A 16,785-nucleotide genomic window follows, 5' to 3' on the forward strand; every position below is an offset into this window, starting at 1 on the left:
TCGGCTCCGCCATCCCTGGCTCCGCACGGTTTCGGAAAGCCATCCCCACACGTTCGCATTTGCATCGTGCTGGCCGCTCAGCGATATCAAAATGTAAACAGCAGGAGACCAAGACAGCCATGACGGTAGAAGCCAACAAAGAGACGCTCGGATTCCAGACCGAAGTGAAGCAACTGCTTCAATTGATGATCCACTCTCTGTATTCGAACAAAGAGATCTTCCTTCGTGAGCTCATCTCGAATGCTTCAGATGCTGAAGACAAATTGCGCTTCGCTGCTCTGAAAGACGACAAGCTTTTCGAGGGCGATACCGAGCTGAAAATCCGCCTGGATTACGATAAAGACGCCGGCACCATCACCCTCTCCGACAATGGTATCGGCATGAGCCGGGATGACGTGATTGCCAACCTGGGCACCATCGCCAAATCCGGCACCGCAGAATTTCTCAAACAGTTGTCTGGCGACGAGAAAAAAGACAGCAAGCTGATTGGTCAGTTTGGTGTGGGCTTCTATTCCGCGTTTATCGTGGCCGACAAGGTGGAGGTGTTCACCCGCCGCGCCGGCGAACCGGCAGACAGCGGGGTGCACTGGGAGTCTAAAGGAGACGGCGAATTCTCCATTGAGCCGGCCAACCGCGAGCAGCGTGGCACTGAAATCGTGCTGCACCTGAAAGCGGAAGATAAAGAGTTTGCCGACGGCTGGAAGCTGCGTAGCCTGGTCAAGAAATACTCTGATCACATCTCCTTCCCGGTGGTGATGAGGGCGGAATCCGAGGAAGAAGACAAAAAAGGTGAAGACGAAACCGTCAACGATGCCACCGCCTTGTGGACCCTGCCACGCAACGAGATTAAAGACGAAGAGTACAAGGAATTTTACAAGCATATTGCCCACGATTTTGAGGACCCGCTTACCTGGTCTCACAACAAGGTAGAAGGCAAACTGGATTACACCAGCCTGCTGTACATTCCCAAGCGCGCGCCGTTCGACCTCTACAATCGCGAGGCACCACGCGGCCTTAAGCTGTACGTTCAGCGCGTGTTCATCATGGACGACGCGGAGCAGTTCCTGCCGCTGTACCTGCGCTTCGCCAAGGGCGTGATCGATTCCAACGACCTGTCTTTGAACGTCTCCCGTGAGATCCTGCAGAACGACAGCACCGTTGAGAGCATTCGTACGGCGATGACCAAACGTGTGCTGGATATGCTGTCGAAACTCGCCAAGAGAGAAGGCGACGAGTACCAGGGGTTCTGGGATGAGTTCGGTACCGTGTTGAAAGAAGGCCCGGCCGAGGACTTCAGCAATCGCGAGAAAATTGCCGGCCTGCTGCGTTTCGCCTCTACCCACACCGGAGAAGCTGCTCAGAACGTGTCTCTGGATGACTACATTGGCCGGATGAAAGAGGGCCAGAATAAGATCTACTACATTACCGGCGACAACTTTGCGGCGGCCAAGAGCAGCCCGCACCTGGAAGTGTTCCGTAAGAAAGGCATTGAAGTGCTGGTGCTATCAGACCGCATTGATGAATGGATGATGGGGTATCTGAGCGAGTACGACAGCAAGCAGTTCCAGGATGTTGCCCGCGGCGATCTGGACCTTGGCGAGGTCGAGACCGAGGAAGACAAGAAGCATCAGGAAGAGGCCGCCGAAGAGCACAAGGGTCTGCTTGAGCGCATCAAGACTGCGCTGGATGACCGGGTGCAGGAAGTTCGGGTTACCAGCCGCCTGACCGATTCTCCGGCGTGCCTGGTGGTTGGCCAGTTCGATATGGGCGCGCAGATGAAAAAGATCATGGAAGCCGCCGGCCAGAAGGTGCCGGACAGCAAGCCGATCTTTGAAATTAACGTGGACCATCCGTTGGTACAGCGTCTGGAGGCTGAGCAGGGCGAAGAGCGTTTCACCGAACTGTCTGCTGTTCTGTTTGATCAGGCCACGCTGGCCAGCGGTGAGCAACTGAAAGACCCGGGCGCCTATGTCAGCCGCCTGAACCGACTGCTGCTTGAACTGGCCAACTGAGCCAGTATCCGCCATGCAGCAGATCATTGTGGACATCAGCATCAGCCCTGAGGAGTGGCTCAAGCTCTATCAGGGGATAGCCACCGATGTTCACACCACGGCCCGGGACGGACGTTCTGTCCGCTTCCCGGCCCGTATCCTCTCCCGTTTTTTCCTCAACGACGGCGTACGTGGCAGCTTCCGCATCCTGTTTGACGATGCCGGAAAGTTCACCTCTATCGAACGCCTTTAGTTGATAAATAAAAACTCTCGTAAATTTATTTTTAATTAATTGTTTCTCTTGATGGCGTCGACGGTAAGGTAACGGTGTTCTCGTTAACACAGGAGTTGCCCTATGTCAGCGTTGTCCTATCTCACATCGGTAGCATGGAGTGACTCTCTGGGAATTCTGGCGGATTACTGCGGGAATTATGCGATTGCCCAGTGGGTTACAGATTTGCCAGTGAAGCGGGAGAGTCGATAGTCCTTCACTATTCTGGCGGTAGGAAACATTCAAGCAGCCAACTGTGAATGATCTATATTGATAGTTGCTCTTGAATAATAAACGCCTTTTTGCCAATGACGCAGAAGCAGGAGAGTACGATGAGTGAGACGAATTCTGGTGGTAAGTGCCCGGTTATGCACGGTGCTAATTCAACTGAAAATCGCGATGTCATGAACTGGTGGCCGGAGGCGCTGAACCTCGACATCCTGCACCAGCACGATCGCAAGACCAATCCCCTGGGCGAAGACTTTGACTATCGCGAAGAAGTCAAAAAGCTCGACTTCGAAGCCGTCAAAAAAGACCTGCACGCCCTGATGACAGACAGCCAGGACTGGTGGCCGGCAGACTGGGGCCACTACGGCGGCTTGATGATCCGTATGTCCTGGCACGCAGCGGGCACCTACCGTATCCAGGATGGCCGTGGCGGCGGTGGCACCGGTAACCAGCGCTTTGCGCCGCTGAACTCCTGGCCCGATAACGTCAGCCTTGATAAGGCCCGCCGCCTGCTGTGGCCGATCAAGAAAAAGTACGGCAACAAGCTGAGCTGGGCCGACCTGATCATCCTGGCCGGTACCGTGGCCTATGAGTCCATGGGACTGCCGTCATACGGTTTCTCCTTTGGCCGCGAGGACATCTGGCACCCGGAAAAAGATATTTACTGGGGTAACGAGAAAGAGTGGCTGGCTCCCTCTGACGAGCGCTACGGCGACGTAGAAAAGCCTGACACCATGGAAAATCCGCTGGCAGCGGTTCAGATGGGCCTGATCTATGTGAACCCGGAAGGCGTGAACGGCCAGCCGGACCCGATCAAGACCGGTGAGCAGGTGCGCGTCACCTTCGCCCGTATGGCGATGGATGATGAAGAAACCGCAGCCCTGACGGCTGGTGGCCACACTGTTGGTAAGTGTCACGGTAACGGTGACGCAGGTGCCCTCGGGCCCGAGCCGGAAGCGGCTGATGTGGAAGAGCAGGGCTTTGGCTGGAGTAACCCGAACATGAAGGGTAAAGCTGCCAATGCCGTGACTTCTGGTATTGAGGGGGCCTGGACGACTCATCCGACCAAGTTTGATATGGGATACTTTGACCTTCTGTTCGGCTACGAGTGGGAGCTCAAGAAGAGCCCGGCCGGTGCCTGGCAATGGGAACCCATCAACATGAAGGAAGAGGACAAGCCGCTGGATGCCAGCGATCCGTCCAAGCGCCACAACCCGATCATGACTGATGCCGACATGGCCATGAAGATGGATCCGAAGTACCGTGCAATCTGTGAGAAGTTCATGGCAGATCCGGAATACTTCAAGGACTGCTTCGCCCGTGCCTGGTTCAAGCTGACTCACCGGGATCTCGGCCCCAAGGCCCGTTACATTGGCCCGGAAGCCCCGGCAGAAGACCTGATCTGGCAGGATCCGGTACCGGCTGGCAGCACCGACTACTGCGAAGAAGTGGTCAAAGAGAAGATTGCGGACAGTGGCCTGAGCATCAGTGAGATGGTCAGCACCGCCTGGGACAGCGCCCGTACCTTCCGCGGCTCTGATATGCGTGGTGGCGCCAACGGTGCGCGGATCCGCCTGGCACCTCAGAAAGACTGGGAAGGCAACGAGCCTGCTCGTCTGAGCAAAGTGCTGAAGGTTTACGAGCAGATCTCTGCTGAAACCGGTGCCAGCGTGGCCGATGTGATCGTCCTGGCCGGTAGCGTGGGTATCGAGAAAGCAGCGAAAGCGGCCGGTTACGAGGTTCGCGTGCCCTTCCTGAAGGGGCGTGGCGATGCAACCGATGAGATGACCGATGCCCCGTCTTTCGAGTACCTGGAGCCGGTAGCCGATGGCTTCCGGAACTGGCAGAAGAAAGACTACATCGTGAAGCCGGAAGAGCTGCTGCTCGACCGCGCCCAGCTGATGGGTCTGACTGCACCGGAAATGACGGTACTGATCGGCGGTATGCGGGTGCTGGGCACCAACCATGGCGGTACCAAGCATGGTGTGTTCACAGACCGCGAAGGCCAGCTTACGAACGACTTCTTCGTGAACCTGACCGACATGGCTTACAGCTGGAAGCCAGTGGGTAACGGTACGTACGAGATCCGCGATCGCAAGACTGACCAGACCAAGTGGACCGCTAGCCGGGTAGACCTGGTGTTCGGCTCCAACTCCATCCTGCGTTCCTACGCAGAGGTGTACGCCCAGGACGACAACGGCGAGAAGTTCGTGAAGGACTTTATCGCTGCCTGGACCAAGGTCATGAACAACGACCGTTTTGACGTACAGGCATAATCTGCCGGTAACGTTGTGAGAAGCCCCCAGCCGGGCATCCTGTTTCGGGATGCCCGGCTACCTATTTTCTCCCGAATTCCTTACAATCGGCTCCGCCTGATTTTTGATCAGCCGCACTCTGATTCACTCCTCTCAGTTTCTGGAGCCTTCATGCGAATCATCCTTGCCCCGATGGAAGGGCTGGTCGACGCACCTATCCGTGAAACCTTGACCAAGGTCGGCGGGATTGACCGGTGCGTGACGGAATTTATTCGCGTGACCCACGGCATGTTGCCGCCCCGGATTTTCTACAAGTACGCTCCGGAGCTTTACAACGGTGCGCTTACAGAAGTAGGTACACCCGTAGCCGTTCAACTGCTGGGTTCCAATGCCGACATGATGGGCCGCCATGGTGCCAAGGCTGCCGAACTGGGCGCAGGGCAGGTGGACATCAACTTTGGCTGCCCGGCCAAGACCGTCAACAAGCACAAAGGCGGTTGTGTGCTGATGCGCGAGCCCGAGCTGATGTATGAAATTACCGCGGCGGTGCGTAAAGCGGTGCCTGCCCACATTCCGGTGACCGCCAAGATGCGCCTGGGCTATGACGACCGCTCCATGGGCGTGGCCTGTGGCCAGGCTCTGGATGCGGCCGGTGCTTCTGAGATTGTCATTCACGCCCGCAGCAAGGTAGATGGCTACAAGCCGCCCGCTTACTGGGAAGAAATCGCCAAGGTACGCGAAGCGGTCAAAAGCCACGTAATCGCCAACGGCGAAATCTGGACCGTGGAAGACTACTGGCGCTGCCGGAAGGTCTCTGGCTGCGACGATGTGATGATCGGTCGGGGCCTGATTGCCCGGCCGGATCTGGCAGCGCAAATCAAGGCGTCCCAGCGGGGTGAATCCGTCGCACCCATGGCCTGGGCGGAAGCGGTCTCGCTGGTACGGGAATACGCGGCCGCGCTGCAAACCCGGCTGGAAGACCGTTTTGTTACCGGCCGGATCAAACAATGGCTGAATTATCTGCGCCAAGGCTTTACTGAAGCCGAGGCGCTCTGGCCCCAGGCCCGGAAGCTGCGGGAGGTGGCCCCCATGCTGGCCTGTCTGGAACAGCCGGTGGATGTTGCGCCGCGAAAAACCAACGCGGCCTAGGCGTCGTTCTCCATCGCGGGCGAATACTCCCCGCAACGGGCCAGCCCATTAAGTCGCGCGCGTTTGTGCAGGGCTGCCTGTGCCGCCCGGGCGTTATCCAGCTTCCCGGCCCAGGCTTTCTGGGCTGGCTCCTGCAGCGCCCGGCCGTACGAAAAACTCAGCTCCCAGGGCTGTCTGCCCAGGCTGTTCAAAGCGTTCAGGTTTTCCGTGGATTCCTCCGGCGTCTGGCCCCCGGAGAGAAAAACTATCCCGGGTACTGCTGCCGGTACCACGCGCCGGAAAACGCTTAACGTGGCTTCGGCCACCTGCTCCGGGGTGGCTTTGCCGGACGCCTTTCCGGGGGTGACCATGCTGGGTTTGAGAATGATATGTTCAAGATGAACCCGATGCCGGTGCAACGCCTTGAACACCTCCAGTAATACATCCTCGCTGACCTCCGCGGCCCGTTCCATGGAATGATTGCCATCAATCAGCACTTCCGGTTCAACAATCGGCACAATCCCCATGGCCTGGCAGACGGCGGCATAGCGGGCCAGGACCTCGGCATTGGATTTGATGGCCTGGAAGGAGGGCAGGGTGCCTGAGATGTGGAACACGTCCCGCCACTTGGCAAACCGGGCGCCGAGCGATTTGTAGTGCTCAAGCCGCGTTGCCAGGCCATCCAGGCCATAGGTGATCTCATCGCCTGGCGCATTCACCAGTGGCCCCTTACCCTGATCCACCTTGATGCCGGGCACGATGCCCTGGCTGGCCAGCAGTTTCGGGATTGAGATATCGTCCAGGCTCAGCTGCTCCAGGGTTTCCTCATAGAGAATGACACCGCTGATGTGGTCACCCAGATCGGGCGTGGAGAAAATAATACTCCGGTACGCCCGGCGCGTGGCCTCCGTGGATTCCACGCCCACCGCCTTGAACCGCTTGGCAATGGTGGGAGAGCTTTCGTCTGCGGCGAGGATGCCTTTCGCCGGTTGTACAAGATCTTCAATCGTGGCTTTGAGTTCTTCCTGAATGGTCATGGTGGCTCCCTGAATTGGCGTGAAGGAAATAGCATCAGTTTAGCTGGTAAATTCGTGCCTGCTATTTGACTTGAGCTAAAGCAGGTGGACGATAGATCTTCTAAACTGAACGGATAATAAAACAACAAGGAAACCCCGCATGAAAACGGTTGTTAGTGTTAGCCAGGGATCATCTGAGTACGATTACGAGTTGGAAACCTCGTTTCTGAACCAGCCATTCAGAATTATCCGGGTGGGTACAGATGGTCATCTGGATCACGCTGAGGCAGTTCTTGAGTCGGTTCGTGGCGAGGCCGACGCCATTGGCCTGAGCATGATTCACGATCACTATCAGGTAGGGCGCGAGCAACTGCAGCATCCAGACACCGCCCGCCTTGAAGCCTGCGTGCCGGATAAATCGGTGACAACCGGTGCCGGCCTGCGGGGCATATTGCAGGAGTGGGCGGTTCGGCACACCCAGACCGAGCTCGGGCATTTTTTCGATAATGCCCGGGTGCTGTTCCTGAACGGACAGGCCGGTTACCGCATTGCCAAAGCGTTGTCAGAGCACACGGAGAACCTGTATTTCGCCGATCCTTATATGGATTTTGGCGTGCCGCGACTGCTCACCTCCCTCCGGCAGCTGGAGACCTACACCTCTGTAACGGCTCCGGTAATGTTCCGGCCGGCGGCGGTCAAGCTCATCGAAACGCTCCACAAAACGCCGCTGTATCGAATGGGTGAAAAACTCATTCGAGGCTCGTTGCATGAATCCGTGCGGGACAGCCATGTCATCGTTGGTGCCATGGCCGACCTTGAGGCTTTTTCGGAGAAAGAGCTGGACGGCAAAACCGTGATCACCTCCCGGGTAACAGATTCCGCCATGGACTGGCTGAAATCCCGCAAGGTGGCCATGGTGGTGGACTACAGCCCCTGGCTGGAAGGTCGGCCGGTTGGCGTGAACGTCATGGAAGCGATGATCAGTGCGGCCTTGTCGCGGTCACCGGAACAGCTGGGGGCGGATGATTTTCTCGACATCATTCAGAGCCTCGGCATAGAGCCGCGGATTCTTTACCCCGACGGTTACCGGCGGGTAAACCGGTTTGCGTTTGTTATTCATCCGTTGTCGCAGCAATACCTGACTAAAACACCACCGCTGGACTGGATTGCCAACGTCTCCCCGGCGACGGTTATGAATCTGGTTGAAAAAGCGGTGGCCTATACGCCACCGTTTATTTATTCCAAAGTGTCGGGCATAAAATCACCCACCGGCGACGAGGTGGAGGGCTGGCTGATTACCGTGGGGGGCACCCCCAAGGAAATCATGGCCCATGATCCCGAATTTACCTACAGCCGGCTGTTGGCTGCCGCAAAACTGGCGAAAAAGCTTGGTGCCCAGATTATGGGCCTGGGCGCGTTCACCAAAGTCGTTGGCGATGCCGGCATTACCGTTGCCAAGCGCGCGCCGCTGCCGATCACCACGGGCAACAGCTACAGCGCATCTGGTGCCCTCTGGGCCGCCCACGATGCGGCAAGAAAGGTGGGCCGTGTCAGCATCGGGCAAAGCGGTAAAATGGCGGGAAATGCCATGGTGGTAGGGGCTACCGGGGCCATTGGCTCCGTCTGCGCCCGGCTGCTGGCCAAAGCGGTGGACGAAATCTATCTGGTGGCTCCCGAGGCCGCAAAACTGCTGGCATTGAAAGAGAGCATTGAGCTGGAAACCCCGGGCGCCAAAGTTCATGTGGCGGCCACGACCGACCGCGATCTGTCCGACATGGACATGGTGGTTACCGCCACCTCCGGCGCCGGAAAACGGATTCTGGATATCATGCGTGTGAAACCGGGGTGTGTGATTACCGATGTCGCTCGCCCACTGGATATTCCGGCTGAAGACGTGGCAAAGCGGCCGGATGTTCTGGTGATTGAATCCGGAGAAATTCAGTTGCCGGGTGAGGTCCGCATGAAGGACATCGGCCTGCCCAAAGGCATCGCCTATGCCTGCCTGGCCGAGACCATCGTGTTGGCGCTCGAAGCCCGTTTTGAAAACTTTACCCTGGGCCGGAACATCGAGTGGGAAAAGGTGCGGGAAATCTACAAGCTCGGGCTCAAACACGGCATGGAGCTGGCGGCCGTGTCTGGCGTTAATGGCGTGTTTACCGAGGAGGATTTCCAGCGTGTGCGGGCGCTGGCAGCCGAAGCCACAGAACCCGCATGATGGCGGGTCAGTCGTCCAGTTTCTTGCGCATCAGATAGCGCAGGAACTGGGCACCGCGCAGGGTTGCCCGTTGTTCGTCGACCACTTCAAAGCCGTGGCGTTCAAAGAAAGGGCGTGCAACTACGCTGGCTTCGGTGCTCAGCTCTTTTACCCCCAGGGCTTTCAGCTGCTGTTCGGCCTCGTGGTACAGGGCAGACGCAATGCCCCGGCGGGCGAAGTTTGGCGCCGTGAATACCAGATCGATATGGCCACTTTTTTCATAGGAAATAAAGCCAGCCAGATCCGAGCCTTCTTCCGCAACCAGCGTTTCCATTGACTCAAGCCGCTCGCGCCACGTATCCAGGTGGGGCGTGCGCGATGCCCAGGCATAGCGCTGGGTTTCGTCGTAAGCGCCCGCCGTAAGCTCATGCACGGAATCGGTGAACAGCCGGACCACCGGGCTCAAATCCTGAATCCGGTATTTACGAAGGGTGATCGAAGTGACGGTACTCATATCAGTTCAGTGTGCACCTGTGTTGGAAAGCAGGTTGATGACCAGAACGCCGGCCACAATCAGCAGCATACCGACAACCGCAGGAAAATCCAGCTTTTGACCGAGCATCAACCAACCGATGAGCGATATTAATACAATCCCCAGGCCAGCCCAGACTGCGTAGGCTATGCCCACCGGAATGGTCTTGATCGCCAGGGCGAGAAAGTAGAAGGCCACCCCGTAACCCAGAACAACGATGGTACTGGGCATCAGTCGGGTAAACCCGTTACTGGATTTCAATGCCGATGTGGCAACCACTTCAGCCACAATGGCAAAGCCAAGAAGCAGCCAGCTTTTCATAAATTCCCCGTTAATGAATGCGTATCGGTGCTTGATCGGATGAGAAGCGGATCAGTTCCTGCTCTTTAACACTGAATAGATTTGATACGCCGTGGCTTCTGCATCCGGTGCGGTTGTTTTCTGCTCCGCCCCGGTGAAACGGGCTGCCACCGCTGCCGGGTCATCCAGGTTCTGCGCCCAGCGGCTCAGCAACTTCATCACACGCTTTTCATCGTTACTGCGCAACCCCGGCCAGTAAACATAGGGCACCAGGTCCGGGTGGCTGATAAAAAACAATGCGGTTTCCTCCGGGCTATCGAGGATCTCGCCACGAAGCCCGATAGTAAAGACCTGGCCGCTGCTGCCGACCAGCGACACAAGCAACGAGTTGTCGTCATCGACGTAACGGGCATCCGTAGCCGAGATGGGAGGCTCAAGCCCTGGCACTGAGGTAATGTAATACTGAAAGGCAATCAGCCCCGCCAGAATGACCAAAAGCCCGGACAGGGCGATGGATTTAAACATGACTGGGTTCCGTCAATAATGAATTGGCGGAGCTACTCTATGCGGATATTGCTGAAATGGCGAGGGGCAGGGCAAGGAAATTGAACAGCACAGCAACTCTATGTCGAATCAGAGCTGCCGTGCTCGGAACGCCCTGGATCAGGCGGTGTCTCTCGTCTTTCTCGCAAAACTCAGGCCGGCAAGTCCAAGACCCAACAATAGCAGCGAACCGGGTTCGGGCACGGACACTGCCTGGCCATAGAACCCGAGATCCTGGCCAACATCAGCTAACCCACCGCCAGTGCCCGGAATTTCGTGGTTGGCAAACCCCGAAACTGAGGGGCCAGCAACGAACCAGCGGAAGGTTACGGGCGCCGACAGCGTGCCCAGGGCTGCAAGGTTTACGCTGAAATTGGTAACAAGCCCGTTGAGAAAGCTACCGCTTGCGATGTCTGCACTAAAGCCATCCAGGCTGGATCTTAGCCAGTATGTTGATGCTCCCCCGGTGTTTTCCATAGAAAAATCAACTTTGGACAGACTGAAATTGTTGGCGTTTCCAATCGTCGTTTCGTAATACTTGCTGGTATTAAGCGTGCTATCCCAACCGTTGTGGTAAAAATGGTTGGAGAATGAAGCGGTTGTTGACGAAGCGTTGTTCAGGATCAGGTCGGTTGCAGTAAAACCTGGTTCGACAAACGTTGCCGCCACATTTGTGCTGTTATTGGGGGTTGTCGCCAGATCATACTCAGCGATTAAAGCGGCGTTTACCTGCATAGATAAGGTCAGGCCAACAAGAGCTATGATTTTCCGCATAATAACTTCCTTATTTAGATTGTTTTGGTGCGAAAAAACTCCAGCAAGAGATAGGCCAATTCCTAACCCATTAACCTGTAAAGATTTTTCAGTAACGATTTCACTCCGGTGTAAAAAAACCAGACAAATCTTTAAAGCCTCCAGTATATCGAATCGCGCGACTTACTGAAGCCACACTTTTAAATGCGAGATGACCGTCTCCAATCGCTTCTGCAGCACTCGCTGGCGATGGGTGCACAGATACAGAGTCTCGCTGACCGGGTTCTCCAGGTATTCGGCCCGGACGGTTTCCGTGCGGGGGAAGGCCTCTACGGCATGAGCGGGTAACACCGTAAACCCGAGCCCCAGGCTGACCGGCTCCAGAATCATTCCAATCTGATTAGAGAATCCCGCTCGCGGAAAGAGGCTGCTGTGTTGAAATTCATCATAATTTGCGCCCAGCAAAAGGCTGGCATGATGGCTGCCATCAGGGTGATCGATAAAGCCCAGGCCCATGAGCGTGTCCCAATCCATGTTTGGCGCACTTGCAGGCAATACCAGTAGCAGCGATTCCTCGGCAATGGCGGTGCTTTGCACCTCGGGAAGCGTGGAGCGCGCGGTCATGAAGCCGATATCCACCCGTGAGCTGGCAATGGCCTGTTCGACGTCTTGATTCGGAGCAAACCGGTAATCAATCACCAGCTTCGGGTGCCTGGCTTGCAGGGCCAGCAGCTTGGGGTACAGCTTAAGCCCCACGCTGCCGGGCGACATGATCCGCACCTCCCCCTCATAGGGCGGGTCTTCGCCGATGGTTCGTTGCAGATTTGACAGCGCCAGCAGAATGTCCTGAGCTTCAACGTAAAGCCTTTGGCCGGCTTCCGACAGCCGGAATTGTTTACCTTCTCTGATTAGTAGCTGGCTGCCCAACTGCTCCTCCAGCTTTCGTATGTGTTGGCTGACGCCGGACTGGGTCATGTGCAGGCGTTCCGCCGTCCGGGTGAAATGGCCGACGTCTACAAGCGTGCAGAAGGTACGTAACCAGGTGGTATTTATCATTACAGAATATGCTCAATATGATCACAAATGATCATTTTACGTTATCTCCTGCGCTTTGTAATCTGGACTTGGTCATCAACGAGGAGCGCACCATGAACAACGTTTATCCGAGAAACTTTTCGCACATCGGTATTTCTGTTCCGGATCTGGACCAGGCCGTGAAGTTCTACACCGAAGTGATGGGCTGGTACCTGATTATGAAGCCGACCGACGTGGAAGAAGACGACAGCGCCATCGGTGAGATGTGCACCGACGTCTTCGGCAAAGGGTGGGGCAGTTTCCGGATTGCGCACCTGTCGACCGGCGATCGAATTGGCGTGGAACTGTTCCAGTTCCCGAACCAGGAGAACCCGGAGAACAATTTCGAGTACTGGAAAACCGGCATTTTCCATTTTTGCGTGCAAGACCCGAACGTGGAAGAGCTGGCCGAGCGCATCGTGGCCGCAGGCGGCAAGCGCCGGATGGAAAAGCCACGCTATTACTATCCAGGCGAAAAGCCTTACCGCATGATCTACATGGAAGACCCGTTCGGCAACATTCTGGAAATCTACAGCCACAGCTACGAGCTGATCTACAGCGAAGGCGCTTATTAAGCACCTGAGGCCATCAAAGGAGGGCGGGGCGGTTCGCCGTGTCAGCCCTCGCGCTCAATAAACAGCCGTGTGTAAACCAGATACCCGGAAAACACCACCAGCGGCGCCAGGTGCCGGAAAAGGGATGGTCCCTCAATCTGACAGCCCCTCAAACATCGGCACTTTTTCTAACTCCTTATCCCAGGCAGCATTGCTGTTTGAGAAGATGTGCGCGGTTGGCGACAAAGAGATTTCAGTGTCTAAACACCCTGCGGGAACGACGAGCAAACCTGATGTGTGAGAGCTTGGCAACGCTGAGCCACACAACTGACAAAAGCTCTTATTATGACGAGTGCCTGGAAGCGTAAAGGAAGTAACCGCATGAGCGCCCGAATGCCAGACCAGTTTAGCTGTCCGTGAGAACAGGTTTGCCGCATAAGCCGCCCCCGTATCTTTTTGGCAATGCTGGCAATGGCAAAGATAAAAGCTATCGAACTCGCCTTTTACCTTAAAACTTACGGTGCCACACAAACAAGATCCGAAATGCTCAGTCATAAGACTCCTTTCCAATTCACACCCCTTTCCAAGAAACAAGCCAGATTCGGGTTAGTAATATCGCCATAGCCGCATTTTCGCAAATAACGAAGCGCTATCTGAGCTTTTCACCAACAAAAAGGCCCGGATGCGTTCGCAACCGGGCCTTTTGCAACTCAGCGGCTGTTTACGTTAGCCGCACTTGCTGTCACCGCAAGACAAGCAGGTGGCGCAGCCGTCCATGACGATCACCGCTTTGGTGCTGCACTTGCCGCACATGGTGGCGTTGGCTGGGTAGTCGCTGCTGGCATCGTCGTTGGTGGCCTTGTTCTGGGTGGCTTCGAACTCGGCACGCTTTTCCGCCAGGATGCGTTTGGTGGTTTCGCTCAGTTCGTCGCTTTCCAGCAGGCCGATGGCCTTCAGGTGCTTCTCGATCACAGCGCCGATTTCGGCCACCAGCGAGGGCATGAATACGCCGCCTTTCTTGAAGTAACCGCCGTTGGGGTCGTACACGCTGCGCAGCTCTTCCACCAGGAAGGTCAGGTCACCGCCTTTGCGGAACACGGCAGAGATAACGCGGGTGAGCGCGATGACCCACTGGAAGTGCTCCATGGATTTGGAGTTGATGAACACTTCGTACGGCTGACGCGTTTCGTGGTCGGTATCCTCGTTCAGCAGGATATCGTTGATGGTGATGTACATCGCGTGCTCGGCCACGGGCGGTTTGATCTTGTAGGTAGTGCCTAGCAAGAAATCCGGGCGTTCGATGTTTTCATTCATCAATACCGGCTTTGAATCCGCGGCAGCGGCTGCGGGCTGTTCGCCGGTATTTTCCGTGTCGGCCTTCTTTACCCGGTAGCCGACGATCTGGTTGCTGATTTTCACTGTCATGTTGGTATTCCTGTTTGTCGGTCCCGGATTAATACTTGCCGTAAGTGCCTTCTTTCAACGCATCGAACAGGTTGGCGGCGGTGTGGGTTTCTCCGTCGTATTCTACCTGTTCGTTACCGCGCAGGGTCACTTTGCTGCCGTCATCCAGGGTGAATTCGTAAAGGGTGTTTTCAAGGTCTTTCTCTTTCACCAATACGCCCTGGAACGCTTCCGGGTTGAAGCGGAAGGTGGTGCAGCCTTTCAGGCCCTTGTCGTAGGCGTAGAGGTAGATGCCCTTGAAATCCGGATAGGCGAATTCTGTCGGAACATTGGCGGTTTTGGAAATGGAGGAATCTACCCATTTCTGCGCGGCCGCCTGGATGTCTACGTGCTGGGTTGGCGTGACATCGTCGGACGTGGTGAAGTAGCTCGGCAGCTTCTTGTCTTCGTCGTCGGAGAACGGCATGGCGCCCGGGTTGACCAGATGGCGGTAGGCCAGCAGCTCAAAGCTGAATACGTCCACTTTCTCTTTGGTTTTACGGCCTTCACGGATGATGTTCCGTGCGTAGTGGTGCGAGAAGCTCGGCTCAATCCCGTTACTGGCGTTGTTGGCCAGCGACAGGCTGATGGTACCGGTGGGTGCAATGGAGGTGTGGTGTGTGAAACGGCCACCTTGCTCGGCCAGCTTGGCCACCAGCTCCGGCTCTACCTCGGCGATGCGGGCCATGTAGGCGCTGTATTTCGCGTGCAGTACCTTGCCTTTTACTTTGTCGCCAATCTTGATGCCGTCATCGGCCAGTTGCGGGCACTTGTTCAGCATTTTCGGCGTGACTTCGAATTCGTCTTCCATGATCGGTGCCGGGCCTTTCTCTTCAGCCAGGGCCAGGGACTGGCGCCAGCCTTCCACGGCCATTTCCCGAACCACTTCTTCGGTGAATTCTACGGATTCGTCAGAGCCATAAGGCATACGCAGCATGGCAAGCGTAGAACCCAGGCCCAGAATGCCCATGCCATGACGGCGCTTGTAGGTGATTTCGTGGCGCTGTTCGGCCAGCGGCAGGCCGTTGATCTCTACCACGTTGTCCAGCATCCGGGTAAAGGTGCCCACCACTTTGCGGTACTTCTCGTAATTGAAGCTGGCCTTTTCAGTGAACGGGTAGTCTACGAATTTGGTCAGGTTCACCGAGCCCAGCAGGCAGCTGCCGTAAGGGGGCAGAGGCTGCTCGCCGCAGGGATTGGTGGCACGAATGTCCTCGCAGAACCAGTTGTTGTTCATCTGGTTAACCTTGTCGATCAGGATGAACCCTGGCTCGGCATAGTCGTAGGTGCTGGTCATGATGGTGTCCCAGATGAACTGGGCTTTCACCGTCTTGTAGATGCGGCAGGCCACTTTACCTTCGTTGTTGACGACGTAGCCTTCCTGTACCGGGAAGTCGCGGTACACAAACTGGCTGGCGTCGGTCAGGTCCAGGCCTTCGTCGTCGGCTTCTTTCTGGGTGACCGGGAACGACAGGTGCCAGTCGTCGCCGTTGCGCACGGCTTCAATGAAGTCTTCGGTGATCAGCAGGGACAGGTTGAACTGGCGAAGGCGGCCGTCTTCACGCTTGGCCTGGATGAACTCGATGACATCCGGGTGGTGCACGTCGAACGTGGCCATCTGCGCGCCGCGGCGGCCACCGGCAGACGACACGGTGAAGCACATACGGTCGAAGATGTCCATGAACGACAGCGGGCCGGAGGTGGTGGCACCAGCGCCAGCGACGTAGGCACCCCGCGGGCGCAGGGTAGAGAATTCGTAGCCGATACCACAACCAGCTTTGAGCGTAAGGCCGGCTTCGTGGTTTTTCTCCAGGATGTCGTTCATGGAGTCGTCGATGGTGCCAGACACCGTGCAGTTAATTGTGGAGGTGGCGGGCTTGTGTGCTTCGGCACCGGCATTGGAGGTGATGCGGCCAGCCGGTATGGCACCGTTTTGCAGCGCCCACAGGAACTCCTTCATGTACTTGCTGCGTACATTCTTGTTCTCAACTTCAGCCAGTGCCTTGGCCACGCGCTCGTAGGTTGCGTCGATGTCTTTATCAACGGCCTCCCCAGTTTTGGTTTTCAGCTGGTATTTGCTGTTCCAGATATCCAGCGAAGCTTCCTGCATGGGAATCGTGTTGATCACTGCCTGTGCCTTAGCGTTCATTGCCACCCTCGGTTTTCAGTCTGTCTCTGTTCGAAAGCGCCATTTATGGCGCTGTGTCGTCATGCGTTTGCGGTACTGTCTGGGCCCGACCAAAGATCAACCACTATATATGGTGGTTGGGCTCTTTCGAAAAACTACCCGTGATGCCCGAAATCTGCTGTCGATACACGCTGCGAGCGTGGGTATAGCCCGCTTTTCTACTCATTGACTTCTGGTAGATCTTGGCGTAGAGGCCCTATATGTGGGCTCAATTACGATGAAGTATAACAGGATATAGTGTTCTGTGAATAAGAGAGCAACTATTGATTGGCGTTTGAGGGCTAAGAAAATCAATGGAAAACTTCTTGAAAATGC

General features: G+C 56.2%; 15 protein-coding genes. 6 read left to right on the plus strand and 9 right to left on the minus strand.

The annotated features are described in order from the left end of the window. Positions 1-119 precede the first annotated feature (119 nt). The 4 genes from htpG (at position 120) to ACP2AU_RS08120 (ending at position 5,894) form a co-directional block, all read left to right on the plus strand. The gene (htpG, locus tag ACP2AU_RS08105; protein ID WP_426375614.1) at positions 120-2,012 is read left to right on the plus strand and encodes a molecular chaperone HtpG; all 1,893 of its coding nucleotides are present in this window, start codon (positions 120-122) and stop codon (positions 2,010-2,012) included. 13 nt (positions 2,013-2,025) lie between these two features. Then, the gene (locus ACP2AU_RS08110; protein WP_426375615.1) at positions 2,026-2,244 is read left to right on the plus strand and encodes a DUF2835 domain-containing protein; all 219 of its coding nucleotides are present in this window, start codon (positions 2,026-2,028) and stop codon (positions 2,242-2,244) included. Between the two features lie 350 nt (positions 2,245-2,594). Beyond that, complete coding sequence (gene katG / locus ACP2AU_RS08115) at positions 2,595-4,766, plus strand: catalase/peroxidase HPI (protein WP_426375616.1); 2,172 nt, start codon at positions 2,595-2,597, stop codon at positions 4,764-4,766. A gap of 150 nt (positions 4,767-4,916) precedes the next feature. Then, positions 4,917-5,894: a tRNA dihydrouridine synthase gene (locus tag ACP2AU_RS08120; protein WP_426375617.1), complete on the plus strand. Its 978-nt coding sequence runs from the start codon at positions 4,917-4,919 to the stop codon at positions 5,892-5,894. Here the strand turns inward: ACP2AU_RS08120 and ACP2AU_RS08125 are convergent. Next, positions 5,891-6,910 carry a class I fructose-bisphosphate aldolase gene (locus ACP2AU_RS08125; protein ID WP_426375618.1) on the minus strand — a complete coding sequence of 340 codons (1,020 nt, stop codon included), beginning with the start codon at positions 6,908-6,910 and terminating at the stop codon, positions 5,891-5,893. The genes ACP2AU_RS08120 and ACP2AU_RS08125 overlap by 4 nt on opposite strands. Before the next feature lie 139 nt (positions 6,911-7,049). On the opposite strand from ACP2AU_RS08125, the gene ACP2AU_RS08130 reads away from it, so the two are divergent. Then, entirely contained in the window at positions 7,050-9,104 is a 2,055-nt protein-coding gene (locus ACP2AU_RS08130) for a dehydrogenase (protein ID WP_426375619.1), read from the plus strand. A gap of 7 nt (positions 9,105-9,111) precedes the next feature. Here the strand turns inward: ACP2AU_RS08130 and ACP2AU_RS08135 are convergent, their stop codons facing one another. The 5 genes from ACP2AU_RS08135 to ACP2AU_RS08155 form a co-directional block, all read right to left on the minus strand. After that, positions 9,112-9,597, minus strand: a complete 486-nt coding sequence (locus ACP2AU_RS08135) for a GNAT family N-acetyltransferase (RefSeq protein WP_426375620.1) — start codon at positions 9,595-9,597, stop codon at positions 9,112-9,114. Between the two features lie 6 nt (positions 9,598-9,603). Further along, positions 9,604-9,936: an SMR family transporter gene (locus ACP2AU_RS08140; protein WP_426375621.1), complete on the minus strand. Its 333-nt coding sequence runs from the start codon at positions 9,934-9,936 to the stop codon at positions 9,604-9,606. Positions 9,937-9,987: 51 nt separating this feature from the next. Beyond that, positions 9,988-10,440: a hypothetical protein gene (locus tag ACP2AU_RS08145; protein ID WP_426375622.1), complete on the minus strand. Its 453-nt coding sequence runs from the start codon at positions 10,438-10,440 to the stop codon at positions 9,988-9,990. Positions 10,441-10,578: 138 nt separating this feature from the next. Then, positions 10,579-11,232 (minus strand): PEP-CTERM sorting domain-containing protein, encoded by a 654-nt coding sequence (locus ACP2AU_RS08150; protein WP_426375623.1) that lies wholly within the window; start codon positions 11,230-11,232, stop codon positions 10,579-10,581. 162 nt (positions 11,233-11,394) lie between these two features. Beyond that, positions 11,395-12,267: a LysR family transcriptional regulator gene (locus ACP2AU_RS08155; RefSeq protein ID WP_426375624.1), complete on the minus strand. Its 873-nt coding sequence runs from the start codon at positions 12,265-12,267 to the stop codon at positions 11,395-11,397. A gap of 92 nt (positions 12,268-12,359) precedes the next feature. Between ACP2AU_RS08155 and ACP2AU_RS08160 the strand changes: the two genes are divergently transcribed. Beyond that, a complete protein-coding gene (locus ACP2AU_RS08160) occupies positions 12,360-12,860 on the plus strand; it encodes a lactoylglutathione lyase family protein (RefSeq protein ID WP_426375625.1) in 501 nt (166 codons plus the stop codon). Positions 12,861-12,992: 132 nt separating this feature from the next. Here the strand turns inward: ACP2AU_RS08160 and ACP2AU_RS08165 are convergent, their stop codons facing one another. The 3 genes from ACP2AU_RS08165 to ACP2AU_RS08175 form a co-directional block, all read right to left on the minus strand. After that, positions 12,993-13,394: a GFA family protein gene (locus ACP2AU_RS08165; RefSeq protein WP_426375627.1), complete on the minus strand. Its 402-nt coding sequence runs from the start codon at positions 13,392-13,394 to the stop codon at positions 12,993-12,995. Positions 13,395-13,565: 171 nt separating this feature from the next. After that, positions 13,566-14,264, minus strand: coding sequence for an NrdJb (locus ACP2AU_RS08170; protein ID WP_426375628.1), 699 nt, complete (start codon positions 14,262-14,264; stop codon positions 13,566-13,568). Positions 14,265-14,292: 28 nt separating this feature from the next. Further along, positions 14,293-16,431 carry an adenosylcobalamin-dependent ribonucleoside-diphosphate reductase gene (locus ACP2AU_RS08175; protein WP_426375629.1) on the minus strand — a complete coding sequence of 713 codons (2,139 nt, stop codon included), beginning with the start codon at positions 16,429-16,431 and terminating at the stop codon, positions 14,293-14,295. Positions 16,432-16,785: the final 354 nt, after the last annotated feature.

This window comes from Marinobacter sp. VGCF2001 (assembly GCF_049943275.1).
GTDB lineage: Bacteria > Pseudomonadota > Gammaproteobacteria > Pseudomonadales > Oleiphilaceae > Marinobacter.

Bases quoted from the DNA above. Each gene is read 5' to 3' on its own strand.
- htpG (WP_426375614.1), top strand. From the start codon at position 120: ATGACGGTAGAAGCCAACAAAGAGACGCTCGGATTCCAGACCGAAGTG.
- ACP2AU_RS08110 (WP_426375615.1), top strand. From the start codon at position 2,026: ATGCAGCAGATCATTGTGGACATCAGCATCAGCCCTGAGGAGTGGCTC.
- katG (WP_426375616.1), top strand. From the start codon at position 2,595: ATGAGTGAGACGAATTCTGGTGGTAAGTGCCCGGTTATGCACGGTGCT.
- ACP2AU_RS08120 (WP_426375617.1), top strand. From the start codon at position 4,917: ATGCGAATCATCCTTGCCCCGATGGAAGGGCTGGTCGACGCACCTATC.
- ACP2AU_RS08125 (WP_426375618.1), bottom strand. From the start codon at position 6,910: ATGACCATTCAGGAAGAACTCAAAGCCACGATTGAAGATCTTGTACAA.
- ACP2AU_RS08130 (WP_426375619.1), top strand. From the start codon at position 7,050: ATGAAAACGGTTGTTAGTGTTAGCCAGGGATCATCTGAGTACGATTAC.
- ACP2AU_RS08135 (WP_426375620.1), bottom strand. From the start codon at position 9,597: ATGAGTACCGTCACTTCGATCACCCTTCGTAAATACCGGATTCAGGAT.
- ACP2AU_RS08140 (WP_426375621.1), bottom strand. From the start codon at position 9,936: ATGAAAAGCTGGCTGCTTCTTGGCTTTGCCATTGTGGCTGAAGTGGTT.
- ACP2AU_RS08145 (WP_426375622.1), bottom strand. From the start codon at position 10,440: ATGTTTAAATCCATCGCCCTGTCCGGGCTTTTGGTCATTCTGGCGGGG.
- ACP2AU_RS08150 (WP_426375623.1), bottom strand. From the start codon at position 11,232: ATGCGGAAAATCATAGCTCTTGTTGGCCTGACCTTATCTATGCAGGTA.
- ACP2AU_RS08155 (WP_426375624.1), bottom strand. From the start codon at position 12,267: ATGATAAATACCACCTGGTTACGTACCTTCTGCACGCTTGTAGACGTC.
- ACP2AU_RS08160 (WP_426375625.1), top strand. From the start codon at position 12,360: ATGAACAACGTTTATCCGAGAAACTTTTCGCACATCGGTATTTCTGTT.
- ACP2AU_RS08165 (WP_426375627.1), bottom strand. From the start codon at position 13,394: ATGACTGAGCATTTCGGATCTTGTTTGTGTGGCACCGTAAGTTTTAAG.
- ACP2AU_RS08170 (WP_426375628.1), bottom strand. From the start codon at position 14,264: ATGACAGTGAAAATCAGCAACCAGATCGTCGGCTACCGGGTAAAGAAG.
- ACP2AU_RS08175 (WP_426375629.1), bottom strand. From the start codon at position 16,431: ATGAACGCTAAGGCACAGGCAGTGATCAACACGATTCCCATGCAGGAA.